The organism is Pseudomonas sp. Rh2, from assembly GCF_040762985.1.
GTDB lineage: Bacteria > Pseudomonadota > Gammaproteobacteria > Pseudomonadales > Pseudomonadaceae > Aquipseudomonas > Aquipseudomonas taiwanensis.
The window spans coordinates 344,165-358,910 of record NZ_CP142890.1 but is presented as its reverse complement, the minus strand read 5'-3'; the positions used below and the strand labels follow the sequence as shown (position 1 = coordinate 358,910).

Below are 14,746 nucleotides of genomic sequence, written 5' to 3'. Positions count from 1 at the left end.
TCCTGGGCTTGCTGCAACAACGAAAACGTTTGCGAATATCCCGGCCCGACACTCAAGTATTGGCTTGCGACGCCGATTCTCTGGCACCAGCGTCCCGGAAGAGGATGCGATTTTCGTCGATAACCCGCAGGTGGCCTGGGTGATCAGGATGATCCCGGCCACTTGTCAGGAGCTTCCCCATGTCGCAACCGCGTGCACGCATCGCCTCGCAGCTCGGAATCGCCCTCGCCATCGTGCTGGCGTTGGTGATCACCGGCAGTACCTTGTTCGCCCTGCGCTCGTTGGACCAGGCCAACCTCGCCACCCGCCAGCAGCACCTGGCCAGCGAGGCCCGGCTGTTGGCCGACCAGCTCGAAACCTTCCACAGCTCGCTCAAGGACAACACCCAGCGCCTAAGCGGCTTGTTCGAGCGGCGTTTCGCCTCGGGCCTGACAGTGCATGCCGGTGAAACCGTCAATGTCGCAGGCCAGGCTACGCCTGCGTTGTACTTGGGCGAGCGGCTGCTGAACAACGACTTCCAGCAGGTGGACGAATTCCAGCAGATGACCGCGGGTGTCGCGACGCTGTTCGTGCGCAGCGGTGACGACTTCGTGCGCATCAGCACCTCGCTGACCAAGCAGGATGGTAGCCGCGCCATCGGTACCCAGCTCGACCGTCAGCACCCGGCTTATGCAAAGCTGATGGCGGGCCAGACCTATGTCGGGCGTGCCGTGCTGTTCGAGCGCAACTACATGACTCGCTACGTGCCGGTCAGCGATGGCAGTGGGCGGGTGATAGCTGTGTTGTTCGTCGGCTTCGACTACACCGACGCGCAGAATGCCCAGTTCGCCAACCTCAAGCGGTTCCGCATTGGTGAAACCGGCTCGCTGGCCCTGCGTGATGAACGAGGTCAATGGCTGGTTCCGCCGGCCAATGCCGAGCAGCCACTGTTCAGCGTCACCGCGCCCTTCGCCGAAGGCCCATGGACGGTGGTGGCGAGCATGCCAGAAGCGGAGATTCGTGAGGTGACCTGGAACGTCGGCTGGCGCCTGGCCATCGGCAGCCTGCTGGCCATGCTGCTGGCGGTGGCGGCGACCCTGTGGTTGTTGCGGCGCAAGCTTCGGCCCCTCGATGACCTGGTGCTGCAGGCCGAAGCCCTCGGGGCAGGCGACCTCAATGCACGTCTGAATGTCACCAGCCATGACGAAATCGGCCAGCTGGCACGCAGTTTCAACAAGATGGGCGAGGCCCTGTCGACCATGGTCGAGCACATTCGCAATGCATCCGAGCAAGTCAGCGGGCGGGCACGCTCGTTGGCCGGGTTGTCGGCCGGGGCTTGCGAAGGCATGGACCAACAGTCCGGCGAGATCACCAGCATGGCAGGCGCGGTGGAGGAGTTCAGCGCCACCTCGATGAACATCGCCGACAACATGGCGGGCACCGAGCGCATGGCCCGCGACAATGCCCAGCAGACCCGCATCGGCCGTAACGCCATGGATCAGGCATCGAGCTCGCTACGCCAGATCGCCGAGGCGCTGGGTGGCACGGCTACGGTGATGGACACCCTGGGCGCTCGCTCCCAGGAAATCGGTGGGATCGTTGGGGTGATCACCGCGATTGCCGAGCAGACCAACTTGCTGGCGCTCAACGCCGCCATTGAAGCGGCCCGGGCCGGCGAGCAGGGACGAGGCTTCGCCGTCGTGGCTGATGAGGTGCGAGGACTGGCTGCCCGCACGCGCCAGGCGACGGACGAAATTTCCGGCATGATCGCCAGTATCCAGCAACAGACCGGGCATGCGATCAGCACCCTGGAGCAGGGCAACCAGTTGATGCAGGAGGGCCTGGAGCGCAACGACAAAGTGGCCGAGGCACTGGCGCGCATCGATGAGCAAAGCCGCGTTGCCGGTGAACAGTTCGCCGTCATCAGCACCGCGACACAGGAGCAGAGCAGCACGGCAACGGTGCTTAGCCGCAACCTGCAGAGCATCGCGCAAGCCAACAGCGAGCAACGCGACGTGGCCAACGAGCTGGCGTTCACTGCCCGGGAGCTGGAAGGGCTGGCAGCGCAGTTGAGGCAGGAAGTGGATCGATTTCGGGTAGGCCGCTGACTGCTACGGACCTGTCGCCGGCAAGCGGGCTTGCCGGCGACTTTATGACCGAGGCTTAGATCGAGCCGAGGTTCAACGCCTGCGCACATGCCTGCAGCGAACGCTGTTCACTCTGTGCATACAGCGTCAATTCATCCTGTACCTTCAGCCCAAGTGCCGCCTCGAAAGCATCCCGGTTGGCATTGCTACCGTACTCGGCCTGGGCATCGTCACCGAGGTTGGATTGGAAAATGCCCGCGGCACTGACCGGCAGGAAGTCTTCGTACACCAGCGCCTCGAAGTGCACATGGCCTGCTTCGATCAGCCCTTCCAGCGTGGTCGGGCGATCGTCCTGATCCCGTGCGGCCAAGCCCTTCTCGGTGGGGAAGTAGCGGAAGTAGGCCAGACCCTGTTCGCGCATTTGGGCCAGGTCATCCGGAAATGCGGCGAATTGCTCCTTGAGCAACACCATGTAGCGTTCGGCGTTGGCCTCGGCCGGGGCGCCGCCCAGGGCCGCGCGGGTCGCATCCAGCAGCGTGTCGTAGAGCTGGCGGCCTTTGGGCGTCAGTGCCGCGCCGCGTTGCTCGATTTCGCCGAAGCGCGCGGTGTGGCTGCCTTCGCTGCCCTGCTGACCGCTGAACGCGACCGTCTCTTGCAGCGCCTTGAAGCTGGTCTGGCGCAACAGGATCGGGTGACGGCGAGTAGGAGGGCCTTCGACCACGGCTTTTGGTGGGATGCCCTTGGCAGGCATGCCGGCCTGGATCGCGTCGATATCCAGCGTGCGCGGCGTCAGGTGGTTGATGTGTGGGCCTTTGAAGGCCACCACATCGGCGATCAGGCGGTGCTGGTCATGCAGCTGCTGATACTGCTCGGCGGTCACCGTGGCATCCTGGTGCCAGCGGAAGGTGTGCAGCGCCTCTTGGACGAAGGTGTGGGCATCGACTGCATTCAGGCCGCCGTCACGCTCGCTTTGGGCGATCAGCTCCAGTACCCGTGGGGTGAAGATCTTGCGCTTGGCCAGAATGGTCTGGGCCAGTTCACGCAGTGGCGGGTTGTCGATCAGCTCCAGTCGTAACAGCGAGGTGAATACCCGGAAGGGGCTGACATGCAGGGACTGCTCGTGCACCGCGCGGAACGCGGTGGAATGGACCGGTACACCGGCCGAGCTGAGATCGTAGTAGCCGACAGGTTCCATGCCCATGACGGCGAACAATTTGGCGATGGTCGCCAGTTCCTCTGCGGTGCCCACGCGGATCGCGCCGTGGCGCTCCTGGTCCAGGCGCTCGATTTCGCCGGTCCAGCGCAGGGCCTCGGCCACTGCTGGCTGTTGGGTCATGACCTGCTGGTTGACTTCGCTCACCAGCTCCAGCAGCGTGCCGTACAGCGGCACTTCCTGTTTGTACATGAGTGACATGGCGGCAGAGAACTGCGCACGGATGCTGTCGGGGCTGACGAAATCGTGGGCGGGCATCGCAAGCTTCCTGGTTGGGTTCGGACACTTACATGAAAACTGGGAATGCACGTTGGCCACAAGCGAAAAAAAGTGAGTGTGTCATTCCTTTTTTGATCGACCCTGAGGTCGTTGCGACCGCCGCTGCAGAATGTGGCAGGCCGCGCCACGCGCCTGACAACGTCAAACCGACAACTGCTCGTTGATCCACGCCATCAGCGCTCGCACCTTCGGCACCTCGGCCGCATGTTCGGCATACGCCAGGTAATGCGCCCCCGCGCTACGCATCGCATGATCCCAGGGGATGACCAGGCTTCCCTCGGCCAACTCCTTGGCAGCCAGGTATTTGGGCACCAGCGCCACTCCACACCCCGCCTGCGCCGCGCTTAATGCCATGTAGAACGTATCGAAGCGTGGTCCGTGGTAGGCGCTGACACTGTGCAGTCCAAGCTCCAGGAACCATTCATGCCAGGCCTCTGGCCGAGATGTGCTTTGCAACAGCACCAGTTCCGCCAGTTCAGCGGCATCGGCCAGGGTTCGGCCGGCCAGCAGTTCCGGCGCGCATACCGGCACCACGTCCTCACGGAACAGTTCAAGGCAGGTAGCGCCCGGCCAGGTGCCCTGGCCGTAGAAGAACACCACATCGGCCGAGCCTTGCAGCAGGGCAAAAGGCTCCATTTCGTTGCGGATATCCAAGTGGATATTCGGGTGGCGTTTGCCGAAGCCCTTGAGGTGCGGGATCAGCCAGCGCACGCCAAAACTCGGTTGAGTGGCTACCTTCAATATCTCGGTCTGCTCGCCATAGGTCAGGACATAGCGGCTGGACATGTCGACCTGGGTCAGGATCTTGTTCACCTCGGCCAGGTACAGGCTGCCGGCAGGCGTGAGTTGCAGACGCCGGCGAATACGCAGGAACAGGTGGTGACGCAGCATGTCCTCAAGCTGTGCCACCTGTTTACTGACCGCGCTCTGGGTCAGGTGCAGCTCTTCGGCGGCACGGGTAAAACTCAAGTGACGGGCTGCGGCTTCGAAGCACTGCAGGGCGGTCATGGAGGGAACCAGGCGTTTTGACATAGCGGTCTCTGTGGCAGAAATCATTACCTGACGGAATGATATGCGGAATAAAGGTCGTTTGTTGCACTGGTGTGATCGGATTAATACTGATCCACATCATTTTTCCATCCCTTCACCCGATGTAGGAGAAGCACAAATGGTTGCTGGATTGCTCGAGCGCCTTGGCGTTGCCGCCGAGGCTCACACCCAGGGCGACTACCCTGTTCACACGCCGATCGACGGCAGCCAGATCGCCTCGGTGAAACTGCTCGGCAAAGCCGAGACCATCGCCTGCATCGACAGGGCGCAGAACGCCTTCGAAGCCTGGCGCAGCGTCCCGGCCCCACGCCGTGGCGAGCTGGTGCGCCTGTTCGGCGAAGTGCTGCGCGAGCACAAGGCCGACCTCGGCGAGCTGGTATCCATCGAAGCGGGCAAGATCACCCAGGAAGGCCTGGGCGAAGTACAGGAAATGATCGACATTTGCGACTTCGCCGTTGGCCTGTCGCGTCAGCTGTACGGCCTGACCATCGCGTCCGAACGTCCTGGCCACCACATGCGTGAAACCTGGCATCCGCTGGGCGTGGTCGGTGTCATCAGCGCTTTCAACTTCCCAGTCGCCGTCTGGGCCTGGAATACCGCCCTGGCCCTGGTGGCCGGTAACTCGGTGGTATGGAAACCGTCCGAGAAGACCCCGCTGACCGCCCTGGCTTGCCAGGCGCTGTTCGAGAAAGCCCTGAAAGCCTTCGGCGATGCTCCGGCTGGTCTGTCGCAACTGGTGATCGGCGGCCGCGAAGCGGGTGAAGCCCTGGTCGACGACCCACGCGTTCCGCTGGTCAGCGCCACCGGCAGCACCCGTATGGGTCGCGAAGTCGGCCCGCGTGTGGCCGCACGCTTCGGCCGCAGCATCCTGGAGCTGGGTGGCAACAACGCCATGATCCTGGCCCCGAGCGCCGACCTGGACCTGGCCGTGCGCGGCATTCTGTTCTCCGCAGTCGGCACCGCGGGCCAGCGCTGCACCACCCTGCGTCGCCTGATCGTGCACCGCTCCATCAAGGACGAAGTGGTTGCTCGCGTCAAAGCGGCATACGGCAAGGTGCGCATCGGCGATCCGCGCAAAGACAACCTGGTTGGCCCGCTGATCGACAAGCAGTCGTTCGATGCGATGCAGGGTGCCTTGGCCAAGGCCCGTGATGAGGGTGGCCAGGTATTCGGTGGCGAGCGTCAGCTGGCCGATCAGTACCCCAACGCCTACTACGTGTCGCCCGCCATCGCCGAGATGCCGGCGCAGAGCGATGTAGTGCGCCACGAGACCTTCGCGCCGATCCTGTACGTGCTGGCCTATGACGACTTCGAAGAGGCCTTGCGCCTGAACAACGAAGTGCCACAAGGTCTGTCCTCGTGCATCTTCACCACCGACATTCGTGAAGCCGAGCGCTTCCAGAGTGCTTCGGGTAGCGACTGCGGTATCGCCAACGTCAACATCGGCACCAGCGGCGCGGAAATCGGCGGTGCATTCGGTGGCGAGAAGGAGACTGGCGGTGGTCGTGAGTCGGGTTCGGATGCCTGGAAGGGCTACATGCGGCGCCAGACCAACACCGTGAACTACTCCCGTGAGCTGCCGTTGGCGCAGGGTATCGTGTTCGACTGATGGATTGATGCTGCATGGCCGGGGGCGTTGCCCCCGGTTCGCAGTGGTGCGGCGACCCAATATACCCGTTCCCACAGGTTCTCCACTGCCCTCGAGGCCTGTGTGGCCCCTGTGTGAGCGGGTTTATCGGTTCGTCGTACCGCCGCGAATGGGCCGCTTGGCGGCCCCAACAAGAACAAATCGCTGGAGCCGGGCCATGTCCGAACTGCGTCAAGAATGTCTGTGGGAACACGTCACCAAACCGACCGTCGCCGCCCAGGCCCTGGCCGGTGAGCACAAGGCTGACGTCTGCGTGATCGGTGGCGGTATCACTGGCCTGTCTGCGGCCATCCACCTGCTGGAACAGGGCAAGTCGGTGATTCTGCTGGAGGCCTGGAAGATCGGCCACGGTGGCTCAGGGCGCAACGTAGGCCTGGTGAACGCTGGCACCTGGATTCGTCCCGACGATGTCGAGGCAACGCTTGGCCAGAAGCAAGGCAGCCGCCTGAACAAGGTACTGGGTGAAGCCCCAGCCGAAGTGTTCGCCATGATCGAGCGCCTCGGCATCGACTGCCAGGCGCAGCACAAAGGCACCCTACACATGGCGCACAACGCCACCGGTATTGCCGACCTGCAAGCGCGTCACGAGCAATGGCGCCGTCGTGGTGCCGATGTGGAGTTGCTCACTGGCGTGCAATGCCAGGAATACTGCGGCACCGACAAGATCTCCGCCGCGCTGCTAGACCGCCGCGCCGGTACCATCAACCCCATGGGTTACACCCAGGGCCTGGCCGCCGCTGTCACCCGCCTGGGTGGCAAGGTGTTCCAGCAATCATCGGTCGAAGGCCTGGCGCGTGACGGCGATGGCTGGCAGGTAAGAACCGCGCGCGGTTCGGTATGCGCCGACAAGGTGGTGATATCCACTGGCGCGTACACCGAAGGCGATTGGAGCAACCTGCAGAAGCAGTTCTTCCGCGGCTACTACTACCAGGTGGCCTCCAAGCCGCTGCAGGGTGCTGCCGCCGACAAGGTGCTGCCCTATGGCCAGGGTTCGTGGGATACCCGCACCGTGCTCAGCAGTATTCGCCGTGACGATCAGGGCCGCTTGTTGCTTGGCAGCCTGGGCCGGGTCGACAACAAGCCAACCTGGTTCGTGCGCAGCTGGGCCGACCGCATCCAGAGCCACTACTACCCCGAACTGGGCAAGGTCGAGTGGGAGATGCACTGGACCGGTTGCATCGACTTCACTCCAGATCACCTGATGCGCCTGTTCGAGCCTGCGCCCGGATTGGTGGCGGTGACGGGTTACAACGGGCGTGGCAATACCACCGGAACGGTGATTGGCCGGGCGTTCGCTGAGTTCCTGCTCAAAGATGATCCGGACAGCCTGCCGATTCCCTTCTCGCCGATGACGGGGGTCAGTGCGCCGTCGCTGCGCACCGCGTTCTACGAGTCTGGGTTCTCGCTGTACCATGCCGGGCAGTGCTTGAGAGTCGTGCTCTAGCTGATGGCCTCATCGGCGGCAAGCCGGCGATGGGGCCCGTTCCAACAACGGCCTACTTGTGCAGCCAGCTTAGGAAACCGCCCTTCTTGATCAGGGCCGGCTTTTGCAGCAAAAGCGACTCCCGGCTCTGGCGCCGGAAGCGCTGCAGTTTGGTCAGCGCGGTCTGCACCTCGCCCCGCTGGGCCAGGCAGCTGCGCACCTGCTCCTTGTCGATGCGGAACAGCACACAGCTGGTCAGCGTGCGGAATTCGGCGAACGAATCGTCCTCGTCGATCAGACCCTCGATCCCCAGCACTTCTCCCGGTCCCATACGCCCAGCCTCCAGCAGCTTGTCACCGTCGCGTACCGACGCCGAGACCACGCCGCTGCCAATTACCAGCAGGTGATCGGACTGCTCGCCCACCCCCAGGATCACCTGATCGGCCAGGTACTCCACAGCGGTCATGCGCTGGCTCAGGGTGTCGCGCTCTTCGTCGGTGAGCGAGCGGAACACGCGCACCTCGTCCAGCACTTCACGCTGGCGACTGCGCGCAGGCATGGCCAAGTCGACGTTCCACATCACACCGCTGGCTTCCAGATGCCGATGTGCCAGATCGAACAGCTGGTTGCGCACTTCGGTCTTGCGCGCCATGTCGGCGATGAAACCACTGGCCTCGTACTCGACCGACTCCAGTGTCGAGGCCTTGACAGTAACCTTTGGCGCGGGGTTCGCGAGCAGGGCGCTGGTGCCTTGCAGTGCTTTCTCCAGGGCATCGAAAACCCGCCTCGGCCGCACCTTGGCAGGCACCACCACGCTGATTGACACCCCATGGCGGTCGATGGGACGGCTGTGGTTGAGCAGTTTGGCCTTGGCCGCCACGGAGTTGGGGATGACCGCCAGACTACCGCTGCCGGTGATCATGCGCGTGGCGCGCCAGTCGATATCCACCACCTTACCCTCGGTGCCGTCGATGGAGATAGCATCGCCGATCTGGTAAGGCCGGGTGGTATTCAGCACGATGCCGGAAAACACGTCGGCCAGAGTGCTTTGCAGCGCAAGACCAATGACGATGGCCATGACACCAGAGGTGGCCAGCAGGCCCTTCACGGGCAGTTGCATCACGTAAGCCGCGGCAGCTACCACCGCCGCCAGGAAGATCAACGCCCCTAGCACATCCTGCAACAGCCGACCGCCGTGGCTGCCCCGTGCCACCAATAGCAGCCCGAACACTACGGTCACCGTTCGTGCGCCGAACAGCCACCAGCCAATCGCCAGCACCGTGGCCAACAGGTTACGCGAAACATCGTCTGGCCAGGGTGGCGGTTGCAGCGGGCTCATGCCAGCGGCCACCAGCACCGAACTGAACAGCAGGAAGATCACCAACCGCGTGCCGATGCGCCAGGCGTGGCGCTGGAGGGGGATCAGTTGCCAGAGCACGAGGTCAAGCAGGATCAAGGCGGTGCCGAGCAACAACGGGGACGACTGGATGAACGCCAGCATGATGGTCTCGGGATGAGGGAGGGCTGCGGGTAGTAATAGAGTAGGTTGAGGTGGCAGGCAATGGGGGAGGGGTGAGGTTTCTCCAGTGGCGGGGGCCGTTGCCCTGCCACTGAAACGGCCCCTTTGGTCCAGGCTAGTGTCCTGTCTTGGAAATACGTTCTCTTCTGGCGAGTGGCCTGGGTGTTCGGCAAAGGCGCCGCGACGAGTCATAGCAGGGCTATGGCGAGGAGTGGCAACGCAGGCCGAAAGCCCAGGACGCCGCCAAAAGTGAAGAGCTTATTTCCGAGACAGGACACTAGGTAAATGTTGGGGTCAAATCAGCGCTGCGTGACCTGCCACGTAGACGAAAATGGCGGTGATCGGCAACCAGCTGATCATTATCCAGAAAATATTAACCCAGGTGATTTTAGAGTTTTGCAGTCCCAGTGGATCACCTGCACATGCATTGGCGGCTTGCTGAATTCTCAACAGTGAAACGGTGCCAAAGGTCGCGATCGCAAAGACGAGAGTGATAGTCATCAAAAACCTGACCATCAGGGGTAGGCTGTTAAGGAAATTCTCGGGATTAAACAAATCCCAAGACAGCGTGACCAAATAGGGAATCCACCACATCAACGTGACGCCGAGTGCACCTTCGACAGATTGATTCACCTCGCGGCTGCGGGCGACTATGTTTTTCATTAACCAATACATTGTGAGTCCGCCAAATAGCGTGCACAGCAGCGGAGTGAGTTTTAATCCGCGTTGGCCTCGAATATGTAGCCAGTGTCGATAATTGCAGTATGCGATGTAAAGGCCAAGGGTGAATACCCCCATGATTGCGTATTTTGATATAGAGACTACGTGAAACTGAGTGCGATCATTGGGTAGGTGTGATTGTTGCTCGGTGTTATGTGTCAGGGGTTTGTTCAATTTGTTGCTCCCGCCGCGAAAGTTACATGAAGAAATGATTGAAAGTTAGCCAGATGCATGCGGCTACGTTTAATTGCGAGGATATAATGAGTCTTTTTTTGAGGCGGTGAGGGAACGCCCTGTAGTCTTGCGCGTCTAGTGAACCTCTGCGAATGCAGAATTTAGGAGATGTGAGGGTGCCGGCTATCATGGAAATAACGAGTACTCTCGAACGTAAACTGGTCTCTCCCCAAAGCGTTGTGGCGTATGACAGGCATGGGCTTCTTTGAAGTGCTGACGTCATTATTTTATAGTGGCGAGTGCAGGCGATATGGATATCCATTGCCAGCCCGGTCAAGCCTATGAAGAAAGGAGCGGCCAATGAGAATAATTTTACCTTGAAGTCGAGGTTATCAATCATCTTGAAAGGCCTCGAAAAGTATTTCCCCAAGTACTTCTCCGCCGTCCATCCCTTGTGTGCTGCCGACATAGACTCCTAATCCAGTTACTGCTATTCCGCATATCAAGGCGCCGGCACCCGGTCTAATGCAAACTGTCGCAGCCAATTTTGATCCTGCTCTACCTCCAATCCAGCCCCCGGCTAAACCGCCGGAAAAATTTCCCGCCTCAGTGATCTTGACTTTTTCACAGGCTCTTGTATTACCCGCTCGGCATACGTCGGCAACTTTCATGGCCGAACCAACCCCTCCGATAGCAACGCCTAGACGTCCTCCTGCCTTCAAATACTTAGAGATGCTTGCCAGCTTATTGAGGTGTGTCGAATAGCCGGGAATCTGGCCTGGCGCCCCTATTTTACTCCAGTGGTGCACCAGGCTTTTTGACGAAATTCCGAGGTGTCGGCGTAGGGTTTCATAATTTCCAAGGTTAAGGCGCTTGTTCAGAACGGTCGCTTTCAAAATTGTATTTAATTGCTTGAGTAGCTTCATGCGTTCTTCAAAAAACTCTTTGCTATGCAGGTGTCCGTACTTGGCAAACTGCTGCTGATGCAGTTCTTCAATCTTTCGCAATATAAGACCCAGTTCGTCCAGCGACTTTGCCAGCATCGCCTCGCTCACCCCCATCGCCTGGCTCACCTCACCAAGCAATCCGGCAATGTCGGCCTGATGTTGCATCATGAACTCGGCCTCTTCCGGCGTCAGGCTTGCCAATGCCTCCCGCGCCTGTTTTGCCGCGCTCATCGAATACAGCTCTTCACGGGTGCAAACCGGTCGGCTCAGGCCGTCGCCGATGACGAAGATCTCTCCTGCCTTGAACCCTTGCTGATAAGTCGGGTTCAGGCGCTGCAGAATCGAGCTCGGCAGGTTCGCCTGCTGCGCGCCGAGCTCAATCAGAACCTCCTGGTAGGTCATGCACCGCGGCACGATATAGAAGCCAGGCTCCATGCCTTGAGGCGCGGTCGATGATTGAAATGCCGAAGGCCGGTACCTGTTCACGTGCGGGGTTGCCTGGGCTGGGGCTTGTGCCTCGACAACGGTTCCAGCCGCCGTCATGCGACGCGGTGCAGGGCCCTGATTCAACGGCGCCAACACGCGGTTGCTGCCCAACGGGCAGCCGCACTTGACCAGCGAGCCGTCCACGGCGGTGGGCCGACCGTCCTGCATCCAACGTTGCTCGCCTTCGATGATGACGCCTTCCTCACCACAGCGTGGGCAGGCGGTAGTTCGGTCGCCTTCGATCAACCACCGGCGGCCATTGAACGTGCCCCGGGAATGGCTGGCGATGCACGTGGCACCTGTGGTGGTGACGTCGCCGTCGAGGCCTTGGCCGTTACCGAAAATGTTGGTGCGCTGATTCATGTCTCGATTCCCTGAGATGTGAATCCGGCAAGCTATCACTCTGAAGGCCCCTATTTTCGGGCGGGGCAGCGCTTAAGACATGCCTTACGCAAGATGCAGATTGACCTGTAGGAAAGGTCCTGCTTTTAGGGTGAAGGTATCCAAAAGTATGTCGTGTGCGTGGAGCCGAGCGGGTAGGCAACGCTTGTAACGGTGTGCTCAGATCGTTCACATAATGGAACGCTAAAGCCAAAATTCACTATCTTCCGCGCCAAAGGGTCTGGTTTTAATCTTCTCCCATCAACGCGAAACACCCCACTTACTGAAGATCAGAACCCCTTAGGAGCGACGACCATGACCCAGTTCAAATACAACCGCCTGAACAAAGACGACGCTGCCGTGCTGCTGGTCGACCACCAGGCTGGCCTGCTGTCCCTGGTGCGCGACATCGAGCCGGACACGTTCAAGAACAACGTGCTGGCCCTGGCGGACCTGGCCAAGTTCTTCAACCTGCCGACCATTCTCACCACCAGCTTCGAGCAAGGCCCCAACGGCCCACTGGTACCGGAACTCAAGGCGCTGTTCCCGGATGCCCCGTACATTGCCCGCCCTGGTCAGATCAACGCCTGGGACAACGAAGACTTCGTCAAGGCGGTGAAGGCCACCGGCAAGAAGCAGCTGATCATCGCTGGCGTGGTGACCGAAGTGTGCGTGGCGTTCCCGGCACTGTCGGCCCTGGAGGAAGAATTCGATGTGTTCGTGGTGACCGACGCTTCGGGCACCTTCAACGAGATGACCCGCGATGCTGCCCACAACCGCATGAGCCAGGCGGGTGCGCAAATGATGACCTGGTTCGGCGTGGCCTGTGAGCTGCACCGCGACTGGCGCAACGATATCGAAGGCTTGGCGGCACTGTGCTCGAACCACATCCCGGACTACCGCAACCTGATCACCACCTACAACGCCCTCACCGCCGGCAAGTAAGCCCCGCCGCCCGGGCACCAAGCATCGGTGCCCGGGCAAGGCAGCACACCCATCCAATCCTCAGCCCGTCCGCCGTTGCACAGTGGATGCGGGCAAGCTCATCCCAAGGAACGCCGATGAACACCGCATTCCAAGACAACCGCAACGTGGTGACCCTGGTCATCCAACACAAGGTCCGCGCCGAGTCGCTGGCGGGCTACGAGGCGTGGCTAAAGCGCACGGTCAGCACCGCGCGCCGTCAGCCGGGGCACCTGGATGTCAATGTCATTCGCCCCGACGACGGTGGGCGCCACTTCACCACCGTGGTTCGCTTTGCCGATGCCAGTCTGTTGCAGGCCTGGGTCAACTCGGCCGAACGCCAGGCGCTGGTCGAAGAGGTGCTGCCGCTGCTCGAAGACGGTGACCACACCCAGGTCCACGAAGATCCCGAGTTCTGGTTCACCCCGCCCAGCACCAGCGTTGCACCGCCGCCGCGTTGGAAGCAGGCGCTGCTGACCTACCTGGTGATCTGTCCGATGACTCTGGTCATTCCTCAACTGCTGGCACCCTTGTTCGCGCACTTCCCGCTGTTGGGCGGCCGGGTTACCAGCAACCTGATCGTCAACCTGTTCGTCATCCTGCCCGTGGTGTTCTACATCATGCCTTGGGTAACCCGCCGCTGCGCCAAGTGGCTGCGCGGCTGATTCACACCTCACCTGCAGACTTTCAAGGAGATACCGACATGAGCACACTCGTCACCCGCGATGGCACTTCGATCTATTACAAGGACTGGGGCAGCGGCAAGCCTGTACTGTTCAGCCACGGTTGGCCGCTGGACGCCGACATGTGGGATTCGCAGATGGAGTACCTGGCCAGCCGTGGCTACCGTGCCATCGCCTTCGACCGTCGAGGGTTTGGCCGCTCCGATCAGCCGTGGACCGGTTATGACTACGACACCTTCGCCGATGACATCGCACAACTGATCGAACACCTCGACCTGCGCGAGGTAACCCTGGTGGGCTTCTCGATGGGCGGTGGCGATGTCAGCCGCTACATCGCCCGTCACGGTAGCGCGCGCGTTGCCGGCCTGGTGCTGCTGGGGGCGGTGACGCCAGTGTTTGGCAAGATCGAAAGCAACCAGGAGGGTGTCGACCTTTCGGTGTTCGAAGGCATCAAGGCTGGCCTGCGCGCCGATCGCGCACAGTTCATCGCCGACTTCGCCACGCCATTCTATGGCCTGAACCATGGGCAGCAGGTATCTCAGGGCGTGCAGACCCAGACCCTGAATATCGCCCTGATGGCGTCGATCAAGGGCACCCTCGATTGCGTGACGGCATTCTCCGAGACCGACTTCCGTCCGGATATGGCCAAGATCGATGTGCCAACCCTGGTAATCCACGGGGATGACGACCAGATCGTGCCGTTCGAGACCACCGGCAAGCGTGCCGCGGAACTGATCCGTGGGGCCGAGTTGAAGGTGTACAGCGGTGCACCGCACGGCTTTGCGGTGACCCATGCGCAACAGCTGAACGAAGACCTGCTGGCGTTCCTGCAGCGCTGAAGGCGGGGCCGCTGTGCGGCCCATCGCCAGCGAGTCGGCTCCCGCATCGATCGTGTCGTCACTGGGATCCGCGGGAGTCGGCTTGCCGGCCAAAGGGCTGGGGCAGGCGGCACGAATCCGAGTGGTTGCTAGTCTTCAACCACTTCACCGCACATCCATCCAATCCTTAGCCCGGCGCGAACCGGCATGCTCGGCAGTCGCCTGCCGCCCCAGCCAGACGGAGAAGACCATGTCCCAGGACCCCAACGACAAGACCCGTCGCCAGTTCATCGCCACCAGCACCCTGCTCGGTGCCGCTGGCGCGCTCTGGTCCGCATTGCCCTTCACCGGCCAAGCCGGTTCCGCTCACGCATCG

Annotated in this window: 11 protein-coding genes; 6 read left to right on the top strand and 5 right to left on the bottom strand. The window is 61.4% G+C overall.

Annotated elements, in window-relative coordinates; all coding sequences use genetic code 11:
- Nucleotides 1-179 precede the first annotated feature (179 nt).
- Nucleotides 180-2,087, top strand: coding sequence for a methyl-accepting chemotaxis protein (locus VXM67_RS01630; protein WP_023383006.1), 1,908 nt, complete (start codon nucleotides 180-182; stop codon nucleotides 2,085-2,087).
- Nucleotides 2,088-2,142: 55 nt separating this feature from the next.
- Here VXM67_RS01630 and VXM67_RS01625 read toward each other — a convergent pair whose 3' ends face one another.
- Together VXM67_RS01625 and VXM67_RS01620 are read right to left on the bottom strand one after the other, a co-directional pair.
- Nucleotides 2,143-3,537 carry a VOC family protein gene (locus tag VXM67_RS01625; RefSeq protein ID WP_023383005.1) on the bottom strand — a complete coding sequence of 465 codons (1,395 nt, stop codon included), beginning with the start codon at nucleotides 3,535-3,537 and terminating at the stop codon, nucleotides 2,143-2,145.
- A gap of 162 nt (nucleotides 3,538-3,699) precedes the next feature.
- Entirely contained in the window at nucleotides 3,700-4,590 is an 891-nt protein-coding gene (locus VXM67_RS01620) for a LysR family transcriptional regulator (RefSeq protein WP_023383004.1), read from the bottom strand.
- 136 nt (nucleotides 4,591-4,726) lie between these two features.
- Between VXM67_RS01620 and VXM67_RS01615 the strand changes: the two genes are divergently transcribed.
- Nucleotides 4,727-6,217, top strand: a complete 1,491-nt coding sequence (locus VXM67_RS01615) for an aldehyde dehydrogenase family protein (protein ID WP_023383003.1) — start codon at nucleotides 4,727-4,729, stop codon at nucleotides 6,215-6,217.
- A 196-nt stretch (nucleotides 6,218-6,413) separates the two neighbouring features.
- Nucleotides 6,414-7,700, top strand: a complete 1,287-nt coding sequence (locus VXM67_RS01610; protein ID WP_023383002.1) for an FAD-binding oxidoreductase — start codon at nucleotides 6,414-6,416, stop codon at nucleotides 7,698-7,700.
- Nucleotides 7,701-7,752: 52 nt separating this feature from the next.
- Here the strand turns inward: VXM67_RS01610 and VXM67_RS01605 are convergent, their stop codons facing one another.
- The 3 genes from VXM67_RS01605 to VXM67_RS01595 all read right to left on the bottom strand — a co-directional run bounded on the left by VXM67_RS01605 (nucleotide 7,753) and on the right by VXM67_RS01595 (nucleotide 11,888).
- Entirely contained in the window at nucleotides 7,753-9,180 is a 1,428-nt protein-coding gene (locus tag VXM67_RS01605) for a mechanosensitive ion channel family protein (RefSeq protein ID WP_023383001.1), read from the bottom strand.
- Between the two features lie 312 nt (nucleotides 9,181-9,492).
- Entirely contained in the window at nucleotides 9,493-10,092 is a 600-nt protein-coding gene (locus VXM67_RS01600) for a hypothetical protein (RefSeq protein ID WP_367237462.1), read from the bottom strand.
- A gap of 392 nt (nucleotides 10,093-10,484) precedes the next feature.
- Nucleotides 10,485-11,888, bottom strand: a complete 1,404-nt coding sequence (locus VXM67_RS01595) for a PAAR domain-containing protein (protein ID WP_023382999.1) — start codon at nucleotides 11,886-11,888, stop codon at nucleotides 10,485-10,487.
- A gap of 333 nt (nucleotides 11,889-12,221) precedes the next feature.
- Here VXM67_RS01595 and ycaC point away from each other — a divergent pair, with 333 nt between their 5' ends.
- The 3 genes from ycaC (at nucleotide 12,222) to VXM67_RS01580 (ending at nucleotide 14,391) form a co-directional block, all read left to right on the top strand.
- Nucleotides 12,222-12,851, top strand: a complete 630-nt coding sequence (gene ycaC, locus VXM67_RS01590) for an isochorismate family cysteine hydrolase YcaC (RefSeq protein ID WP_023382993.1) — start codon at nucleotides 12,222-12,224, stop codon at nucleotides 12,849-12,851.
- Between the two features lie 116 nt (nucleotides 12,852-12,967).
- A complete protein-coding gene (locus VXM67_RS01585; protein ID WP_023382998.1) occupies nucleotides 12,968-13,534 on the top strand; it encodes an antibiotic biosynthesis monooxygenase in 567 nt (188 codons plus the stop codon).
- A 38-nt stretch (nucleotides 13,535-13,572) separates the two neighbouring features.
- Nucleotides 13,573-14,391: an alpha/beta hydrolase gene (locus tag VXM67_RS01580; RefSeq protein ID WP_023382997.1), complete on the top strand. Its 819-nt coding sequence runs from the start codon at nucleotides 13,573-13,575 to the stop codon at nucleotides 14,389-14,391.
- Nucleotides 14,392-14,746: the final 355 nt, after the last annotated feature.